Raw genomic sequence first — 17,986 nt, 5'->3', positions numbered from 1 at the left:
CCGCTGCGCTGCGCTCCTCGCGCTCACGGCTCAACGTCCTTCCGGCTGTCCTGCATCGGCACGGCGGCGGCCTTCGGGGCCAGCACCGGGGTGAAGCCCACCCGCATCCGCACGGTGCGGCCGTCGGCGGTGCGGATCCGGGTCCGGCCGCCGGTGCGCAGCCGGGGGCTGACGAACTCGTCGATGCCGAAGTTGATCAGCGCGAGCGCGGTGCCGAGCAGCGCGATGGCCAGCCCGGCCGGCACGAACCACCACCAGGCGCCCTGCGCGAGCGCCTGCTGGCCCTGCGCCCAGAACAGGATGGTGCCCCAGTTCCACGACGACACCGAGGAGATGCCGATGAACGCCAGGGTGATCTCCGACATCACCGCGAAGATCACCGTGCCGACGAAGCCGGAGGCGATGATCGCGGTCAGGTTGGGCAGGATCTCGAAGCCGATGATCCGCCAGGTCCGCTCGCCGGTGGCGCGGGCGGCCTCGACGTAGTCGCGGCGGCGCAACGACAGCGTCTGTGCCCGCAGCACCCGGGCGCCCCAGGCCCACGAGGTGAGCCCGATGATCAGCGCGACCAGCAGCTCGCCGGCCTGGTCGACGAGCGACGCCACGATGATGATCAGCGGCAGCGCGGGGATCACCAGGAACACGTTGGACAGCGCCGACAGGCTCTCGTCGGCCGCGCCGCCCAGGTAGCCGGCGGTCACCCCGATCAGGATGGACAGGACGGTGGCCAGCACGCCGGCGATCAGCCCCACCACCATCACGCTGCGCGCGCCGACCAGGATCTGACTGAAGATGTCCTGGCCGAGGTGGGTGGTGCCGAACCAGTGCCGGGCCGAGGGCGCCTGCAGCACGTCGGCGCCGCGCGCGTCCGGGTCGTACGGCGCGATCCACGGCCCGATCACCGCCAGCAGCGCGTACACCCCGAGGATGGCCAGGCCGGTGGCGGCCTTGGGGTTGGCGACGAAGCGGAACCGGCGGCGTCGGGGCCGGGCCGACGGTTGGGCCACCGCCCCCTGGCCGGGGGTGACCTGGTCGATGCTGGACGGGGAAAGTGTCATCGCTCAGCTCTTTCGGGTCCGCGGGTCGAGGAGCAGGTAGGCGACGTCGGCGAGCAGGTTCGCCACCAGGACCGAGATCGTGATGATCAGGAAGATGCCCTGCATGAGCGGGTAGTCCTTGTAGCCGACGGCCTGGAAGAGCTGGAATCCCAGACCCGGATAGGAGAAGACGATCTCCACGAGCAGCGTGCCGCCGACGATGAGGCCCAGCGACAGCGCGAAGCCGGAGACGTTCGGCAGCAGCGCGTTGCGGGCGGCGTAGCTCAGCGCCACCCGCCGTTCGGAGAGCCCCTTGGCGTGCGCGACGGTGATGTAGTCCTCGCTGGCGACGGTGACCATCATGTTGCGCATGCTGAGGATCCAGCCGCTCATCGAGGAGACCAGGATGGTCGCCGCCGGCAGCAGACTGTGCTGGATCGCGCTCGGGATGAAGTAGGCGTCGAACGCCGGCACCAGTCCCGGCTCGTAGCCGCCGGAGGAGGGGAAGAAGCTGCCCGGCCCGGCGAACAACGCGATCGCCACCAGCCCCAGCCAGAAGTAGGGGATCGAGGAGAGGAACGTGGTGGCCGGCAGCAGCCCGTCGACCCACGAGCCGCGCCGCCAGCCGGCGCCCACGCCGAGCGCGGTGCCGAGCAGGAAACTGATGATCGTGGTGACACCGACCAGGCCGACGGTCCACGGCAGGCTGCTCCCGATCACCTCGGACACCGGCGCCGGGAAGAACGTGAACGACAAACCGAGGTCGCCGTGCAGGAGTTGGCCCCAGTAGGCGACGTACTGCTGCCACAGGTTGCGGTCGGAGTCCAGCCCGAACAGCACCCGCAGCGACGCGATCGAGTCGGCGCTGATCCGGCCCTGGTTGCGGGAGATCAGCGCCTGCACCGGGTCGCCCGGCACGATCCGCGGGATGAAGAAGTTGAGGGTGATCGCCGCCCAGGCGGTGAACAGGTAGAAGGCCGTCCGTTGCAGCAGGAACCTCATCGGCTCGCCTCCCGTCCGGTGGCGTTGGCCCTCCCGGCCGTGGCGGTGGGGTCGGCCTTCCCGGCCGCGGCGGTGGCCGGGTCGAACAGCCAGCAGGCCGCCCAGTGCCCGGGCCGGTCGTTGATCGGGATCGGCGGCGGCAGTTCCGCGCTGCACCGGGGCATCGCGTGCGGGCAGCGCGGGTGGAACCGGCAGCCGCCGGGCGGGCGGATCAGGCTCGGCGGTTCCCCGTGACCGCGCTCGCCCGCCGCGTCGGCGTCGGTGACCGCGCCGGTGATCCGCTCCGGGTCCGGCGCCGAGTCGATCAACAACCTGGTGTACGGGTGGGCCGGCCGCTGGGTGACCGTCTCGCTGTCGCCGCCCTCGACCATCCGCCCGGCGTACATCACGATCGTCTCGTCGGCGAAGTAGCGGGCCGAGGCGATGTCGTGGGTGATGTAGAGGATGGCCAGGTCGAGCCGGTCCTTCAGGTCCTGGAGCAGGTTGAGCACGCCGAGGCGGATCGAGACGTCGAGCATGGAGACCGGCTCGTCGGCGAGCAGCACCTCGGGGTCGGCGCCGAGCGCCCGGGCGATCGCGACGCGCTGGCGCTGGCCGCCGGAGAGTTCGTGCGGGAACGCGTCGAGGTAGCGCTCCGGCGGGGTGAGGCTGACCCGGGTGAGCAGGTCGGCCAGGGCCTTCTCCAACTCGTCCGGGCCGGACCCGGCGTTGCCGTGGATGCGCAGCGACCGGGTGAGGTGGTAGCGCACGGTGTGCACCGGGTTCAGCGAGGCGAACGGGTCCTGGAGGATCAACTGCACTTGGCGCACGTACGCCCGGAACCGGCGTCCGCCGCGGACCCGGGTCGAGACGCCGTGCAGCCGGATGTCGCCAGCGGTGCGCGGGTAGAGCTGGGCCAGCAGCCGGGCCACCGTGGACTTGCCGGAGCCGGACTCCCCGACCAGCGCGGTCACCCGGCCGCGGCGCAGCGCGATCGAGACGTCGTCGACGGCGTGCACCGCCGCCGGGGTCCGGGAGAGGAGGTCGCGCAGCCGCCGGCGGACCGGGAAGTGCTTGGTCAGGCCGACGGCCTCCAGCACCACCTCGTCGGCCGGCGCCGGGGCGCTCTCGGTCGTCGTCATGCCGAATTCCTGTCTGGGGTTGCCGGGGTGAGGGACGGGGGCCGCCTCCCCGGCCGGCGCGGGCCGGCCGGAGAGGCGACGCCGGGTCAGCCGGCGGTCGGCGTGAGGTGCAGCACCACGTCCAGCGCGTTGGGCTGGGTGGGCTGGAGCGCGCCGTACGGGTTCGAGTCGTCCGGCCAGCCGGTCCAGTTCTTCGCGCTGTACGCGCCGCCGATGTTGTCCGCGCCGACCGGGATCATCGGCGTCTCCTCGACGAAGATCTTCTGCAGCGTGGCGAGCGCCGTGGTGCGGGTGGCGTCGTCGGTCGCGTTGGCGTACGAGACGAGCGCGTCGGTCGCCGTCTTGTTGTCGAAGCGGCCGAAGTTGCCGGCGGGGGAGGCGGTGCCGATCGGCTTGAGCACCCGACCGTCCATGATCGTCCGGTAGATGTCGTACGGCGTCGCGCCGCTCTCGGTCCACCGGAACGTGGCGTCGAAGTTGCCCTGCTCCACGTTGCGGAACCAGGCGTCCTGGTTGGCCTTGTCGATGGTCGCCGCGATGCCGATCTTCGACAGGTTGTCCTTCACGATCTCCAGGCTGGTCTGGTAGTCGGACCAGCCGGCCGGGTCGGTCAGCTTGATCGTGACCGGCTTGCCGGTCTTGTCCTTGAGCGTGGTGCCGTCGAGCTTGTAGCCGGCGCCGGTGAGCAGCGTCTTGGCGCCCTCAACGTCGACCTTGTGCTCCTGCCCCTGGTACTCCGGCGCGATGAACGAGTCACCGGCCGGGCTGGGCAGGCCGGTGACGCTCTTGACCTCGGGGTGGAAGTAGGCGGCCTCGGCGGTGGTGAAGATGTCCGCCCGGTCGACGACCATGTTCATCGCCTTGCGCAGCGTCGGGTCGTCGAACGGCTTCTTCGTGGTGTTCAGGTAGAGGCCGTGGATACCAAGCACCGCCGGCGCCCACACCTTGTGGTTCTTCTCGTCCTTGGCCACGAACACGGTCTGGTAGTTGGGGATGAAGACGAAGCTCCACTCCGACTCGCCGTTCGCGAGCGCCGTGGTCTGCGCGCTGTTGTCGGTGTACGAGGTGAAGCGCAGTTCCTTCACCTTCGGCGCGTCCTGCCAGTAGCCGCTGTCGCGCACGGTGAGCGTGGTGGTGGCCGGCGTGAACGACTTGAGCGTGTAGGGGCCACTGCCGACCGGCTGCTTCACCGGGTCGGTGGTCGGGTCGGCGATCTTCTCCCAGAGGTGCTTGGGCACGATCGGCACCCGCCACAGCACCTTCTGCTGGTTGACGAACTGCGGGCTGGACATGGTGATCGTGACGTCGTTGCCGCTCGCGGTCGCGTCGGTGTACGGCACCCCCTGGTCGTTGAGCGCCGGGAACTTCTTCACCAGGTTGTAGGTGAACGCCACGTCCTCGGCGGTGACCTTCTGCCCGTCGGACCAGGTGGCGTCGTCCCGGACGGTCACCTTGACCGACTTGTAGTCCGCCGACCACTCGGCCTTGGTGGCCAGCCACGGCTTGAACGGCTCGGCCGGCTTGACCGGGTTCCACATCATCAGCGGCTCGTAGATCTGCCAGCGGTAGCCGAGCGACGCCGCGGCCGAGGTGGTGAGGAACGGGTTGTTGTTCTCGGCCTGCGGACCGTTGGGCATGCCGACGTTCAGCACGGTCGCGGCCTGGCCGTTCTTCTTCTCCGCGTTGGGGCTGTCGCCGCAGGCGGCGACCGTGGTGGTGACCATCGCGCCGGCGAGCGCGACGGCGAGGAGTTGCCTTCTTCTCATGGAGGTCTCCCTCGGTGGTCCCGCGTGTCTCGGGCGGGATGTGGTGGATGAAGGGTGTGCGGTGGTGCCACCGGCGGGCGGGTGCCCGCCGGCGTGGTCGCCGGGTTCGGCGGTATCGGGGTCAGGTGACGCCGGTGGAGGCGCGGGCGGCGAAGCGGGTCGGGATGACGGTCGGGGCGTCGGGTAGCGGCGTGCCGGTGAGGTGGGCGATGAGGAGCCGGGCGGCGGCGGCGCCCATCTCCCGCATGGGCTGGTGCACCGAGCTGAGCGGCGGGTGGGTGTGCCCGGCCAGCGGCAGGTCGTCGAAGCCGACCACCGCCACGTCCTCCGGGACGCGCCGGCCGGCGTCGCGCAGCGCCTGGAGCGCGCCGGCGGCGGAGAGGTCGTTGTGCGCGAAGACGGCGTCGAACGGCGCGTCGTCGGCGAGCAGCCGCCGCACCGCCGCGCGCCCGCACTCGAAGGTGAAGTCGCCCTCCACCACCCGGATCGCCTCCACGGGTACGCCGGCTTCGGCGTAGGCGTGGGCGAAGCCGGCGAGCCGTTCCCGGGTGCAGCCGAAGCGGCGCAGGCCGGTGACGACGAGCGGCCGGCGGCGTCCGAGCGCCAGCAGGTGCACGGCGGCGGCCCGGGCCCCGGCTTCGTTCGTGGTGCGCACCGAGGGGAAGCCGGGCTGGTGGCCGCGGTCGTCGATGAGGATGACCGGCAGGCCGCGCCGGTGCAGCCCGGTGATGTAGTCGAGCGTGCCCTCCGGTTCGACCACGAGCAGGCCGTCGAAGGACTTGGCCGAGACCTGGGAGGCGAACCGCCGCATCGACTCGTCGCCGTGGGTGCAGGTGAACAGCAGCATGCCGTAGCCGGCGGCCTCGACCGCGTCCACCGCGCCCTGGAGCACCTCGCCCATCCAGGGCCAGGTCAGCGCCGGCACCAGCATGCCCACCACCCGGGTACGCCCGCGGGCCAGGCCGACCGCGCGGGCGCTGGGCACGTACCCGAGGTCGCTGATGACGGCGCGGACCCGGTCGGCGGTGCGGATGTGCACCTCGCCCTTGCCGTTGAGCACCCGGGACACGGTCGTCTTGCTCACCCCGGCGCGGGTGGCGACGTCGGCGATGGTGATCGGCACGTGACGCTCCCGGGTCGCGGGGATGAGGGGGGTGTTTCGGAACCGGTTGCGGTAGCGGTTCCGTGGCAGTCAACCGAAGTGGCGCCGGTCACGTCAATAACGGCCAGGTAACGAAACACGGCTAAGTTCGACGCCTGAAAAAAGCGGTCGGGCAGCGGATGTGCCGATCAGGGCGGTGAGCAGGGTCGATGTGGTGCCGAAGATGCTGTCCGAAGTGGACCGAGGTCAGATCCGCGCGTACACGTCGCCCGAGTTGGCCTCGTGCGGCAGCGCGCGCAGGTACGCCGCCACCTCGGCGGCCGACCGCCAGCCCGGCGGGGCGAACGCCATCTCGTCGCCGAGCGCCACGGCGAACCCGGTGAAGCCGAGCGCGGTGAGCCGATCCAGGCAGCGTTCGGCCAGGTCGCGGGCGATGGTGGTGAACTCGAACGACAACGCCGGCACCGGACGGCTCAACCCGGCCAGCACGGCGTCCTCGAAGCCCTCCACGTCCACCTTCACGAACGCCGGGACGCCGTGAGCGGCGACGAGCGCGTCAAGCGTGGTGCCGGCCACCTCGATCTCGCCGTCCCACGTCTCGCCCTCCCAGCCGGCGGCCCGATCGGCGGCGCGGACGAAACTCCGGGAGGCGGTGGAGACGGTCGGGTTGGCGGAGTTCACGTGCAGCCGCACCGGTCCGGCGGCCCGCCCGCAGGCCGCCTCCACCACCGTCACCGCGCCGTCGCCGGCGTGCAGGGCCCGCAGCGCCCGGGCGCAGAGCGGCTGCGGCTCCACGGCGACCACCCGGGCGCCGAGGCGGCGGAAGCTGTCCAGCCGGTCGCCGACGTGCGCGCCGACGTCGAAGACCAGGTCACCGGCGCCGACCAGGGAAGCGTAGAACGCGTCGAGCGCCGCCTCCCGCGCCGGATCACCGTGGTAGAACTCCAGCGACCGGCGCAGGCCCGACATCGCCGGATCGGCCTTGAGCGCCGCGATCACCTCGTTGCGATCTTCCACACCACCGACCGTAGCCCGCCCCTGATCGTCGGGTGCGGGTCGACGCGTTTCCGTCCGCCCACCACCCCATCCTCCTAGGACGCCCGAGCGGTGGTACTCCGGCTCGCCGGAGTTCCCTCCAGGGACATTTCGTGGCAGGTGACCCGGTCGTTCGAGATGCCGCAAAGGCCAAAAACCGGGCAACGCGGGTCCGTTCCGGACGTGGAAGGTCCTCCCATTGAGCGAGAACGCGTCCTTGATCGACTCCAGTCCGCCGAAGTGGTGGCATCACCGCGTCGGGATATCACCACTTCGCCGAGGTGGAGTCGATCACGCCGCCGGATACCACCACCTCGCCGAGGTGGAGTCGATCAAGGGAAGGGGGATGCCGCCACCTCAGGGACATGGCGTCGGTGCGCCACGCCGAGGCGAGAGCGGGGCAACCAGACGTCGCCCCGGATCATGAACTCAGGGGGTTTCGACGACTTCCTGGCCCAGCGGCCAGAGCGCCGCCGGGACCAGCTTGAAGTTGGCCACCCCGAACGGGATGCCGATGATCGTCACGCACAGCGCCACCCCGGCGAGGATGTGCGACAGGGCCAGCCACCAGCCGGCCAGCAGCACCCAGAGCACGTTCGCCAGGCCGGAGGGCACGCCGGCGCCCGGCTTGGGCACGATCGTGCGCCCGAACGGCCACAGCGCGTACGAGGCGAGGCGCAGCGAGGCGACGCCGAACGGGATGGTGACGACCAGGACGAAGCAGATCAGGGCGGCCACGCCGTAGCCGAGGGCGAGGACGAGGCCGCCACCGAAGACGAGCCACAGCAGGTTCAGCAGGAAGCGGATCACCACCCCATGGTGCCCGCCGCCCGCAACCACCCCGCCGAGCTGGTGCTGATCCACGCCGGGCTTCGGACCTGACGCCCGCCACGTCGGCGACGTCGAGGTCCTCGAAGCTCTCGTGCGGACGCCGGTCACCCCGTGCCGACCGCGGTGCGGTCCGGCGTGGTCACCAGGGCCGCCACGGCGTGCGCGGTGGCCGGATGCGCGGTGAGCAGCGCCGCCGCGGCGCCCGCCACCGGGGCCCCGCCAGCGCCGCCGGACATCTGGGCCGCGTCGGTGGGGGAACGCCACGGTGCGTCGCAGCCGAGCAGCGCGGCGATCGCGTCGACCGCCTCCGGGTGGGCGGTCAGCAGGTCGTGCGCCGGCCCCGCCTGGACGGTCGGCGTCGGTGCGGCGGGCGCGCCCGGGTCGGCGGCCCACGGCGGGGTCCAGCCGTCGAGCGCGGGCAGCGTGGCGGGGAAGGTGCGTTCCGCCTCGCGGACCAGCAGCGGTACCAACTCGGGACCGTGCTCGCGGAGCGTGGTGATCAGGGTGGGCAGCCAGGGCAGCAGCACCGGGTCGGGCAGCCCGGCGAACGCGGCGGACATGGTCTCGACCACGAACGGCGCGAGCCCGGGCACCGGGTCGAGCGCGTGCACGAAGCCGGACAGGTACTGCGGGAACGCCGGCACCACGAGCGGGTTGGCCAGCAGCTCGGCGCAGCGCTCGCGCAGGCGCGCCAGGGGCAGCAGGCCGAGCTGGTGGCGGGCGGCCCAGAGCAGCGCCAGCTTGGCCGGCGCCTCGGGGTGGGCCTGGGCGACGGCCAGTTCGAGCTGGGACCGGTCGCAGCCCAGCGACAACGCGAGGCTCTCCATGCTGAACAGGAAGCCGAGCATCGCGCCGACCTGCCGTACGCCGGTGGCCTCGTCGACGAACGCGGTGGGCAGCAGGGTGCAGTAGTGGGCGTAGCCGGTGGTGACGAACGCCCGGCACCAGGCGGGCAGCGCCGGCGCGGTGGTGCGGTGATGGGCGAGCAACCGGCGGATGCGGCGCAGCACCTCCGGGGCGTCGTCGACGGTGCGTTCGGCGGCGAGCAGCTCCACCGCCCGCGTGCCGAGTTCGTCGACCAGGCGGGGGCTGCCGAGCAGGCGGATGGCGTCCTCGACGGCGGCGAGCGCGCGGGCGGCGGTGGCGTCCGGGCCGCGGACGGCCCGGCGGAGTCGTTGCTCCAGCACCTGCTCGACGGTGACACCCTCGTAGCCCAGCTCGATCAGGGCGCGCTGGTTGCGGCCGAGGGCGAGGTCCCAGCTCTCCTGGGTGGAGCGGTGACCGAGGCGGTGCTCCCCCATGATCGGGCGGACCGCGTCGGCGGGCAGCAGGTGCCGCAGCATCCAGAGCAGGTCGGAGCAGGGCGCCAGCGCCGGGTCCGCACGCAGGTCGAGCAGTGCCCGCTGCACGGTGCGCCGCTGCAGGTCGAGGCCGAGCGGCTGGAGCCGGTCGAGGACGTCGCGGGCCAGCGGCGGCAGGGAGTCGTATCCGACCTGGCCGATCCGGTCGCCGCCGAGCAGGATCTCGCAGAGCCGGCGGACGTCGCGCCGCCCGGGCACCACGTCCTTCTCGATGCAGGTGACCGCGGCGTCGGCGAAGTCGTACGGTGTGGGTCGGGCCCGGTTGCGCAGGTTGGCCAGCAGGATCGAGGTCTCGAACACGGCGATCGCGTCGGCGGTGCTGGCCAGGTAGCCGTTGCGGCGGGCGAGCCGGACGATGTCGACGCACCAGCCGCGCAGCTGCGCCTCGTCGAGGTCGTCGAGCGCGGGTGGCGCGGCGAGGAAGCCGGTGAGGCGGTCGGCGGTGGCCTCGGGCGTGGCGGGCGCGGTGCTCGCGCGGGTCCGCCGGCCCTTCTTCCCGCTTGGTTGCCCGGTCAGCCGGTAGGGCGTGAGCTTGCTGCGGCCGAGCGCGGTGGCCCAGTTGGCGGCGGCGATGGAGACGGTGCCGGGGGCGAGCCCGAACTGCGCCTCGATGGCCGAGTGGCTGGACGGGATGAGACCGTAGCGCCAGCGGGTGCCGGTGCGGGGGCTGATCGGGAAGTCCGGCGCGGTGGCGTCGAGGCCGAACTGCTCGACGTGGCTGGCGGCGTGGTAGGCGCCGCACACGTAGAGGCAGTCGTTCGGGTCGGCGCCGGTGGCGGCGAGGTGTTGGCGCATCCGGGTCCACATGTGGCGTTCGCGGTCCTCGTCGCGGTCGTCGTGGGCGGCCCGGGTCGGGCGCAGCCGCCGGAACAGGCTGCCGATGAGCACCATGACCTGCCGGTAGGTGTCGTGGTCGGCGTCGGCGAGGGGTCGTTCGACGTACTGCTCCCACCATTCCGACCAGTGCCGGACCTTGCCGTGGTGCAGCAGGTGCGCCTCCAGCTCGGCGAACCGGGGGCGCAGGTCGCCGATCTCCACGCCGATCGCCTCGCCGTGCAGCGCGGCGTCCTCGTCGGACGTCGGGGCGGCGTCGGGGCCGTCCGCGCGGGGGGTCCACTGGTAGACGTGGTCGGTGGAGCGGTCCACGAGGACCAGCTCCACGCCGGGGGTGTCCAGGGCGTACGCGATGGCCTGGTATTCCGCGGAGGCTTCGGTGATCGGGGCGATGACGCTCAGTGGGCTCCACTCGACGGGGAAGCCGTCGAGTTCGGTGGCGAACGCCTGGACGGCCACCGGCAGGCGGCAGTTGCGCAGCTCGTCGAGGAGGGGCCGCAGGTCCTCGCAGAGCTCGAGGTAGATGACCTTGGGTGGGCGGGCGCGCAGCCGGCGGGCCATGGCCAGCGCGGACGCGGGGGAGTGGTGGCAGACCGGGAAGATCTCCAACCGTTCGCGCAGGGCCCGGTCGACGTCGTCGACCATGCCGGCGAGGATGTCGGCGAGCGCGTCGGGGGAGTCGGCGAACGCGGCGGCGGCGTCGGTGAGCTGGTCGCGCAGCGCGCCGAACAGGCCGGTGGGGGCGGGCGCGGTCATGACAGGGACGCGATCGCCTGGCGGCCGCCGTCGAGGAAGCCGTCCCAGTCGCCGCCGTCGGCCTTGGCGCGGGGTTCGACGACGCCGTGCAGGTATTTGTTGAGGATGGCGAGGTCTTCCGGGCTGCGGCGGGCCAGCGAGCCGACGAGGGAGCCGGCGAGGGTCTGGGCGCGCAGGGTGCGGTCGCCGAAGAACTGGCTGTGCAGGACGGCGTCCTCCAGCACGCCGATCTGCTCGGCGGTGGACAGCGCCGACTCGAGCTTCTCGTCGTCGCTGGTGGCGGCGGACGCGGCGGCGCGCAGGTCGGCGAAGCTCTGCAACAGGATGTCGAGCAGGGTCGGGGGGACCTCCAGCTCGATGCGGTGCCGGCGCAGCAGTTCCCCGGTGCGGAAGCGGACGATCTCCGCCTCGCTGCGCTTGTTGGTGACGACCGGGATGCGGACGAAGTTGAACCGGCGCTTGAGCGCGGAGGAGAGGTCGTTGACGCCCCGGTCGCGGCTGTTGGCGGTGGCGATGATCGAGAAGCCGGGCTGGGCGAAGACGATGTTGTCATGGTCCAGCTCGGGGATGGAGACGTATTTCTCGGACAGGATCGAGATGAGCGCGTCCTGCACGTCGCTCGTGGAGCGGGTCAGCTCCTCGAAGCGGCCGATGACGCCCTGTTCCATCGCGTTCATGATCGGCGAGGGGATCATCGACTCGCGGGACTGGCCGCGGGCGATGACCATGGAGACGTTCCAGGAGTATTTGATGTGGTCCTCGGTGGTGCCGGCGGTGCCCTGCACGACCAGGGTGGAGTTGCGGCAGATCGCGGCGGAGAGCAGCTCGGCGAGCCAGCTCTTGCCGGTGCCGGGGTCACCGATGAGCAGCAGGCCCCGGTCGGAGGCGAGCGTGACGATGCTGCGTTCGACGAAGCTGCGGTCGCCGAACCACTTCTGCGGGATCTCCCGGTCGAGGCCGTCGGCGCGTTCGGAGCCGAGGATGAACAGGCGGACCATGCGGGGGCTGAGGCGCCAGGAGAACGGCTTCGGCCCGGTGTCGACCGATTCGAGCCAGGCCAGCTCGTCGGCGTACTTGACCTCGGCGGGGGCGCGGAGCATGTCGGACATCAGGGGTGCTCTCCTAGGTGAGGAAGTTCTTCAGCTCGGTGACGAGCTTGCGGATGTGGCCGGAGATGACGGGCGTGCCGAGGTCCTTGAAGCGTTGCCGGAACCAGGGGTTGACGCTCTGGTGGCCGGAGCTGTTGACGGAGCCGACGGGGATGAACTTCACCCCGGAGCGGTGCACCGCCTCGATGCCGTCGAACAGCGGTTGGGAGCGGTCGAACTCGTAGAAGTCGGAGATCCAGACCAGCACGGTGTTTCGCGGCTCGACGATTTTGGGGCGGGCCAGGGCCATGGCGACCGGGCCGTCGTTGCCGCCGCCGAGGTTGGTGCGCAGCAGCACCTCGAACGGGTCGTGCACCCACGGGGTGAGGTCCAGCGCCCGGGTGTCGTAGGCGATCAGGTGCACGTCGACCTTGGGCAGGCCGGCGAAGATGGACGCGAGGATGGTGCAGTTGACCATGGAGTCGACCATCGAGCCGGACTGGTCGACGACCACGATGAGCCGGGCCGGGGTGGTGCGGCGGGCGGTCTGCCGGTAATAGAGCCGGTCGACGTAGAGGCGTTCGTCCTCCGGGCTCCAGTTGGTCAGGTTCTGCCAGATGGTGCGGTCCAGGTCGAGGTTGCGGAAGACCCGCTTGGGCGGCACCGACCTGTCGACGGCGCCGACGGTGGCCTGCGCCACCTGGGTGCGCAGCACCTCGGCGACCTGGTCGACGTAGCGGCGGATCAGCGACTTGGCGTTCGCCAGCGCCACCCCGGACAGGTTCGACTTGTCGCGCAGGAGCTGCTCGATCAGGGACATGCTCGGGGTCAGCCGGGCGGCGAGCACCGGGTCGGCGAGGACCTCCCGCAGGCGCATCCGGCGGACCAGGTCGCCCTCCAGGCCGGCGAGCGTGGCGCCCAGGCCGGTGCCGTCGCGGCGCAACTCGCCGGGCGGGACGCCGCACGCCTGCTCGAACCAGCCGGCGTCGGCCTGCCAGCGGGCGAGCTGCCCGGCGCTGACCTCGCCGGCGCCGGTGGCGAACACGTTGAGCAGCAGTTTGGCGGCGAGCGCGGCCCGGCGTACCTCGGTCTCGCCCGGCTGGAACGGCCCGGTGCCGCCCGGGGTGTCGTCGGCGGTGAGCAGGCCGCGCAGCTCGTCGGCGAGCGCCGGGAAGCGCTGGACGACGGTGTCCACCGAGACGGCCGGGTCGAGCAGCGCGGGCGGCAGGCCGAGGTCGTCGACCACGGCGACGCTCGCGGACTCGAGCGTGGGCTGCTCGTCGGGGTGGAACAGGCGGGCGAGCAGCCGCCAGTAGAGCACCTGGCGGCGGTTGGCGTGGTCGGCGGTCATCGGCGCAGCAACCTTCCGGCGCGTTCGCGCAGCACGGCCACGGCGTCGCCGGCCCTGGCCTCGGCCTTGGCGACCTTGGCGTCGGTGACGCCGCACGCCCAGTCGCCGTTGTGCGCCTCGACGGTCTGCTTCTTGACGGTGGCCCGGACCGCGAGGGGTTGCAGCAGCCAGCGGCCGTCGTCCCAGCGCAGCAGGCCGAGGCAGGCGGTGGTGGTGGCGAGCAGGGCCGGGGTGAGCGGCCCGGCCGCGGGCAGCCGGTCGGTCGCCAGCGGGATCGCCCGGCCGCCGAGGTCGACGAGCAGGGCGCCGTCGCCGTCGCGGGTGACCCGGCCCTCGGCCAGGACCGGCTCGGCGATCGCGGCGGGGTGGCGTTGCAGCGGCGGGGTCGCGGCGGCGGTGGCGTCGGCGAGCAGCACCCGGGCCGTGGCGAACGGGTCGGCCGGGTCGCCGAGCGCGGCGCGTTCGTCGACCCAGCGCAGGTCGCCGCCGTGCGCGGGCATGTCGGTGACGGTCACGCTCCGTCGTTCGGCCAGGGCCTTGAGCAGCACCGGGTACGCCTCCAGCAGCCGCCAGCCGGCCGGGCCGACGATGGTGGCGACCTTCGCCGCGGCCACGCTGACCCGGACCAGCCGGACGGTGCCGCCGCCGGCCGGTTCGAACACGGCGTGCACCTGGGCCTGGAAGGCGGTGTCGTGCTCGTGCAGGTCGACGCCGAGCGGCAGCAGCCGGCCGGAGACCGGCTCCGGCGGCGCGGTCTCGTCGGCGGCGCCGGCGGCGAGCAGCACGGCCCGGGCCCACAGGTCGGCCCAGCGGCGGGCGGGCACCCGCGCCGGGTCGGCCGCCGTGCCCGTGCGCAGCTCGGCGGCGAGACCGTCGAGCAGCACCGCGAGGCGGCGCAGCGCCGGCACGGCGAGCGCGGCCTCCACCGGCGCGGCGACGCCGGAGAGCAGCTCGTGGTCGGCGCCGCGCCATCCGGCGAGCGCCAGTTCGTGCAGCCAGGCGCGCGCCCCGGCCCGCCCGGGGGAGTCGTCCGGCGGCGACCCGGACGGCTCGGTGTCCGACGAGGATCCGGACGGCTCGGCGTCCGACCGGGAGCCGGCGGCGGAGTCGGGCGGGGCGGCGGCCCACGGGGAGCGGGAGCGGTGCAGCGCCTCGTCGAGCCGGTTCAGCAGGGCGTCGTGCGCGGCGCCGAGCAGCGCGGCGCGGGCGCCGGCGAGTACGGCCAGGTGCGCGTCGGTGAGCGCGCCGGTGGTCGCCGCGCGGACCGCCTCGGCGGCGGGTTCGGCCAGCGGGGTGCCGCCGACCGCGGCGGCCAGCGCGGCCCATGCGGCGGCGTCCGGCTCGCCGGGGCGGGCCAGGCCGCGGGTGAGCGTGTCGTCGACGCCGTCGACCACGGTGAGGGCCTCGGCCATCCCGGGTGGCAGGCCGTCGTCGAGTTGGGTGAGGTGCGCGGCGAGCATCAGCGCACCCCCGCCGTGGCCGGGAACCAGTGCAGTTCGGGCACGGGCGCGCCGCTCGGCGGGACCTCCAGGTAGGCCAGGTGGCGCAGGAACCGGCTGAACACCACCGCCGCCGGGCCGGGTTCGTGCCGCGCGTCGGTGCGGGCCAGCAGCTCGGCGCCGCCGGAGACGCCGTCGCCGACGTCGACGCGCAGGTAGCCGGCGACCTGCTCGACGCCGTACTGGAGCACGGCCTCGTCGGCGAGCGCGTGCAGGTGTTTGCAGAGCATACTGCCGCGCAGGCCGCCGCAGGGCCGGTTGTTGTTGGTGCTGCAGTTGACCGCGTGGCTGCCTGCGGTCACCGAGGAGACGTAGACCCGCTCCACGTCGGAGCCGCTCGACACCACCCCCTGCAGCCGCCCGTCGGCCAGCTCCACGAAGGGCACCTTGGCGAGCTTGCGGGCCCGCGCGGGTGGCGCCACCCGCAGCACGCTCCGCCGTCGCCACGAGGCGTCCTGGGCCTCCGTCATTGTCCCGACCTCCCCGCCGGCGGCCGGCGCCGGGCACGCCGGACCGCCGTCGCCGGCCCGTGATCCGTGCCGCTGTGACGACAAGGATCATGGATCACGGGTACGACAGGAGCGCGCGTGCACCACCTCGACCAAACGAACGTTAAGCTTCAGGGGTCCACACCACGGATGCCGCACCGGCTCACTTACCCCACGGAGCTCAACCCGCCATGGACGTCGACCGGATCCTGCCCACCGACGAGGCCCACGACCTGCTGGACCTCGCCACCGAGCTCGCCGACCGGGAGTTGGCCGGACGGGCCGCCGACTTCGAGCAGCGCGGCGAGTTCCCCCGCGACGTGCTGCGCATCCTGGGCCGGGCCGGCCTGCTCGGGCTGCCGTACGCCGAGGAGCACGGCGGCGCCGCCCAGCCGTACGAGGTCTACCTCCAGGTGCTGGAGATCCTCGCCAGCCGCTGGCTGGCCGTGGCCGAGGCCGTCAGCGTGCACACGCTGTCCTGCCACCCGCTGGCCGCGTTCGGCACCGACGAGCAGCGCAAGCGGCTGCCCGACCTGATCGGTGGGGAGTTGCTCGGGGCGTACTGCCTCTCCGAGCCGCAGGGCGGGTCGGACGCGGCGTCGCTCACCACCCGGGCGGTCCGCGACGGCGACGACTACGTGGTGACCGGCACCAAGGCGTGGATCACCCACGCCCGGGTCGCCGACTTCTACGACATCTTCTGCCGCACCGGCGGGCCCGGCGCGAAGGGCATCTCCTGCCTGCTGGCCGACCGGGACACGCCCGGCATCCACCCGCAGGCCGCCGAGCGCACCATGGGCCTGCACGCCTCCCCGGTGGCCCAGATCGCCTTCGACGACGCCCGGGTGCCGGCGGAGCGGCTGATCGGCGGCGAGGGCGCCGGTTTCGCCATCGCGATGTCCGCGCTGGACTCCGGGCGTCTCGGCATCGCCGCCTGCGCGGTGGGTCTGGCGCAGGCGGCGCTCGACTACGCGGTCGGCTACGCCCGGGAGCGCCGGCAGTTCGGCCGCGCGATCATCGACTTCCAGGGGCTGGGGTTCAACCTGGCCGACCACGCCACCGGCATCTCGGCCGCCCGCGCGCTCATGCTCGCCGCCGCGCGGCTGCGCGACGCCGGCCGGCCGTACTCGATCGAGGCGGCGAAGGCGAAGCTGTTCGCCACCGACCTGGCCATGCGGGTGACCACCGACGCGGTGCAGGTGCTCGGCGGCGCCGGCTACGTCGCCGACCATCCGGTCGAGCGGTACATGCGCGAGGCGAAGGTGCTCCAGATCGTCGAGGGCACCAACCAGATCCAGCGCCTGGTGATCTCCCGCGCCCTGGCCAAGGGCTAACCTGTCGCGGTGACCTTCCCCCGGATCACCGTCGACCCCGACGTCATGGGTGGCGCGCCGTGCGTGCGGCAGTCGCGCGTCCCGGTGGCCACGCTGCTGGCCATGATGGCCGAGGGCATGTCCGTCACGGACATCCTCACCGATCTGCCGTTCCTCGACGAGGAGGACCTGGCGGAGGTGTTGAACTACGCCGCGGACGCGGTCCGCGACCGCGCGGCGCGCTGAGCGTCACCACGGCGGGGCGGGGACGGCGTGGGAGCGCTGTCTCCGGTAGGTTTCAGCGCGTGGAGGAGATCGACCGCGCGATCGTGGCGGCGTTGACCGGGGACGGCCGCCTGTCGTACACGGACCTGGCCGAGCGGGTGGGCCTGTCCGTGTCCGCCGTGCACCAGCGGGTCCGCCGGCTGGAGCAACGCGGCGTGCTCAAGGGGTACGCCGCGCGGGTGTCGTTCGAGGCGCTGGACCTGCCGCTGACGGCGTTCGTGGCGATCCGGCCGTTCGATCCGTCGCAGCCCGACGACGCGCCGGAGCGGCTGGCGCACCTGCCGGAGATCGATTCCTGCTACTCGGTCGCGGGGGAGGACTTCTATCTCCTGCTCGTGCGGGTGGCCGGCCCGGCCGACCTGGAGCGGCTGCTGCAGGAGATCCGCACCTCCGCGAACGTCACCACCCGCACCACTGTCGTGCTCTCCACACCCTATGAGCACCGGCCGCCGCGGATCAGTGCCGAGCTGCCTGGTCGGGTCCGTTCCCGGTCGGCGTCGGAGCCGGCAGGTTCCAGCGCTTGACGACCCGCCGGCCGTGTTCGTGACCGAGCACGCTGAGCGTGGCGGTGTCCAGCCGCAGCAGCCCGCCGGCCGCCGGCGGCAGCCCGATCCAGCGTGCCCCGAGCACCCGCAGGCTGTGCCCGTGCCCGACGAGCGCGACGTTGCCGTGTTCCAGCAGCGGGGCGATCCGGTCGAGGACCCGGTCGAGGCGTGCGCCGACCTGGTCCGGTGACTCGCCGTCGGGGCCGCCGTCGGTCCAGATCGTCCAGCCCGGTCGTTCCTCGGTGATGGCGGCGGTGGTGCGGCCCTCGTACTCGCCGTAGTTCCACTCGGCCAGGTCGGGGTCGGTGGCGTCGACGGTGAGCCCGGCCAGGAGCGCGGTGCGGGTGGCGCGCTGCCGTGGGCTGGACAGCACGCGTACGAAGCGTCGGCCCGCGAGCAGGGGGGCGAGCGCGCGGGCCTGTCGTTCGCCGTCGGGGGTCAGCTCCAGGTCGGTGTACGAGGTGTGCCGGTGGCTGGCGCTCCAGGTGGTCTCGCCGTGCCGGACCAGCAGGATCTCATTCACCGCCCCAGTCAAGCATGCCCCGGACGGGGCCGCTCGGCGTCCACCTTCA

The 17,986-nt window shown here is 72.8% G+C and carries 16 protein-coding genes; 3 read left to right on the top strand and 13 right to left on the bottom strand.

From position 1 onward, the window contains the following. Positions 1-23: 23 nt before the first annotated feature. The 12 genes from O7602_RS14040 to O7602_RS13985 all read right to left on the bottom strand — a co-directional run bounded on the left by O7602_RS14040 (position 24) and on the right by O7602_RS13985 (position 15,214). Positions 24-1,058, bottom strand: a complete 1,035-nt coding sequence (locus O7602_RS14040) for an ABC transporter permease (RefSeq protein ID WP_281589473.1) — start codon at positions 1,056-1,058, stop codon at positions 24-26. 3 nt (positions 1,059-1,061) lie between these two features. Further along, positions 1,062-2,039, bottom strand: a complete 978-nt coding sequence (locus O7602_RS14035) for an ABC transporter permease (RefSeq protein WP_281589471.1) — start codon at positions 2,037-2,039, stop codon at positions 1,062-1,064. Then, positions 2,036-3,160 carry an ABC transporter ATP-binding protein gene (locus tag O7602_RS14030; RefSeq protein WP_281589469.1) on the bottom strand — a complete coding sequence of 375 codons (1,125 nt, stop codon included), beginning with the start codon at positions 3,158-3,160 and terminating at the stop codon, positions 2,036-2,038. The genes O7602_RS14035 and O7602_RS14030 overlap by 4 nt, the downstream gene beginning before the upstream one ends. A gap of 86 nt (positions 3,161-3,246) precedes the next feature. Next, the gene (locus O7602_RS14025) at positions 3,247-4,926 is read right to left on the bottom strand and encodes an ABC transporter substrate-binding protein (protein ID WP_281589467.1); all 1,680 of its coding nucleotides are present in this window, start codon (positions 4,924-4,926) and stop codon (positions 3,247-3,249) included. A 121-nt stretch (positions 4,927-5,047) separates the two neighbouring features. Continuing rightward, complete coding sequence (locus O7602_RS14020) at positions 5,048-6,049, bottom strand: LacI family DNA-binding transcriptional regulator (RefSeq protein ID WP_281589466.1); 1,002 nt, start codon at positions 6,047-6,049, stop codon at positions 5,048-5,050. Between the two features lie 225 nt (positions 6,050-6,274). Beyond that, complete coding sequence (locus tag O7602_RS14015; protein ID WP_281590300.1) at positions 6,275-6,997, bottom strand: FkbM family methyltransferase; 723 nt, start codon at positions 6,995-6,997, stop codon at positions 6,275-6,277. Between the two features lie 495 nt (positions 6,998-7,492). Beyond that, positions 7,493-7,873 (bottom strand): YccF domain-containing protein, encoded by a 381-nt coding sequence (locus O7602_RS14010; protein WP_281590298.1) that lies wholly within the window; start codon positions 7,871-7,873, stop codon positions 7,493-7,495. Between the two features lie 125 nt (positions 7,874-7,998). After that, positions 7,999-10,845 (bottom strand): DUF5682 family protein, encoded by a 2,847-nt coding sequence (locus O7602_RS14005; protein ID WP_281589464.1) that lies wholly within the window; start codon positions 10,843-10,845, stop codon positions 7,999-8,001. Next, entirely contained in the window at positions 10,842-11,954 is a 1,113-nt protein-coding gene (locus O7602_RS14000; protein WP_281589462.1) for an AAA family ATPase, read from the bottom strand. Before O7602_RS14000 ends, O7602_RS14005 begins: the two co-directional genes overlap by 4 nt. Positions 11,955-11,967: 13 nt before the next feature. Next, positions 11,968-13,284 carry a VWA domain-containing protein gene (locus tag O7602_RS13995; RefSeq protein WP_281589461.1) on the bottom strand — a complete coding sequence of 439 codons (1,317 nt, stop codon included), beginning with the start codon at positions 13,282-13,284 and terminating at the stop codon, positions 11,968-11,970. After that, the gene (locus O7602_RS13990) at positions 13,281-14,744 is read right to left on the bottom strand and encodes a hypothetical protein (RefSeq protein WP_281589459.1); all 1,464 of its coding nucleotides are present in this window, start codon (positions 14,742-14,744) and stop codon (positions 13,281-13,283) included. Before O7602_RS13990 ends, O7602_RS13995 begins: the two co-directional genes overlap by 4 nt. After that, positions 14,744-15,214, bottom strand: a complete 471-nt coding sequence (locus tag O7602_RS13985) for a hypothetical protein (RefSeq protein WP_281590296.1) — start codon at positions 15,212-15,214, stop codon at positions 14,744-14,746. Before O7602_RS13985 ends, O7602_RS13990 begins: the two co-directional genes overlap by 1 nt. A 248-nt stretch (positions 15,215-15,462) precedes the next feature. Here O7602_RS13985 and O7602_RS13980 point away from each other — a divergent pair, with 248 nt between their 5' ends. From O7602_RS13980 to O7602_RS13970, 3 genes are read left to right on the top strand one after another with little or no spacing between them, the layout of a single operon-like run. Further along, the gene (locus tag O7602_RS13980; RefSeq protein WP_281589457.1) at positions 15,463-16,605 is read left to right on the top strand and encodes an acyl-CoA dehydrogenase family protein; all 1,143 of its coding nucleotides are present in this window, start codon (positions 15,463-15,465) and stop codon (positions 16,603-16,605) included. Positions 16,606-16,614: 9 nt separating this feature from the next. Then, entirely contained in the window at positions 16,615-16,830 is a 216-nt protein-coding gene (locus O7602_RS13975; protein ID WP_281589455.1) for a DUF433 domain-containing protein, read from the top strand. A gap of 59 nt (positions 16,831-16,889) precedes the next feature. Further along, on the top strand, positions 16,890-17,393 hold the full coding sequence (locus O7602_RS13970; RefSeq protein ID WP_281589453.1) for an Lrp/AsnC family transcriptional regulator: 504 nt from the start codon (positions 16,890-16,892) through the stop codon (positions 17,391-17,393). Here the strand turns inward: O7602_RS13970 and O7602_RS13965 are convergent. Then, the gene (locus tag O7602_RS13965) at positions 17,326-17,937 is read right to left on the bottom strand and encodes a histidine phosphatase family protein (RefSeq protein ID WP_281589451.1); all 612 of its coding nucleotides are present in this window, start codon (positions 17,935-17,937) and stop codon (positions 17,326-17,328) included. The genes O7602_RS13970 and O7602_RS13965 overlap by 68 nt on opposite strands. Positions 17,938-17,986: the final 49 nt, after the last annotated feature.

The organism is Micromonospora sp. WMMD1128, assembly GCF_027497235.1.
GTDB lineage: Bacteria > Actinomycetota > Actinomycetes > Mycobacteriales > Micromonosporaceae > Micromonospora.
Note: the sequence above shows the minus strand (reverse complement) of the source record. Positions and strands in the feature narration are given on the sequence as shown.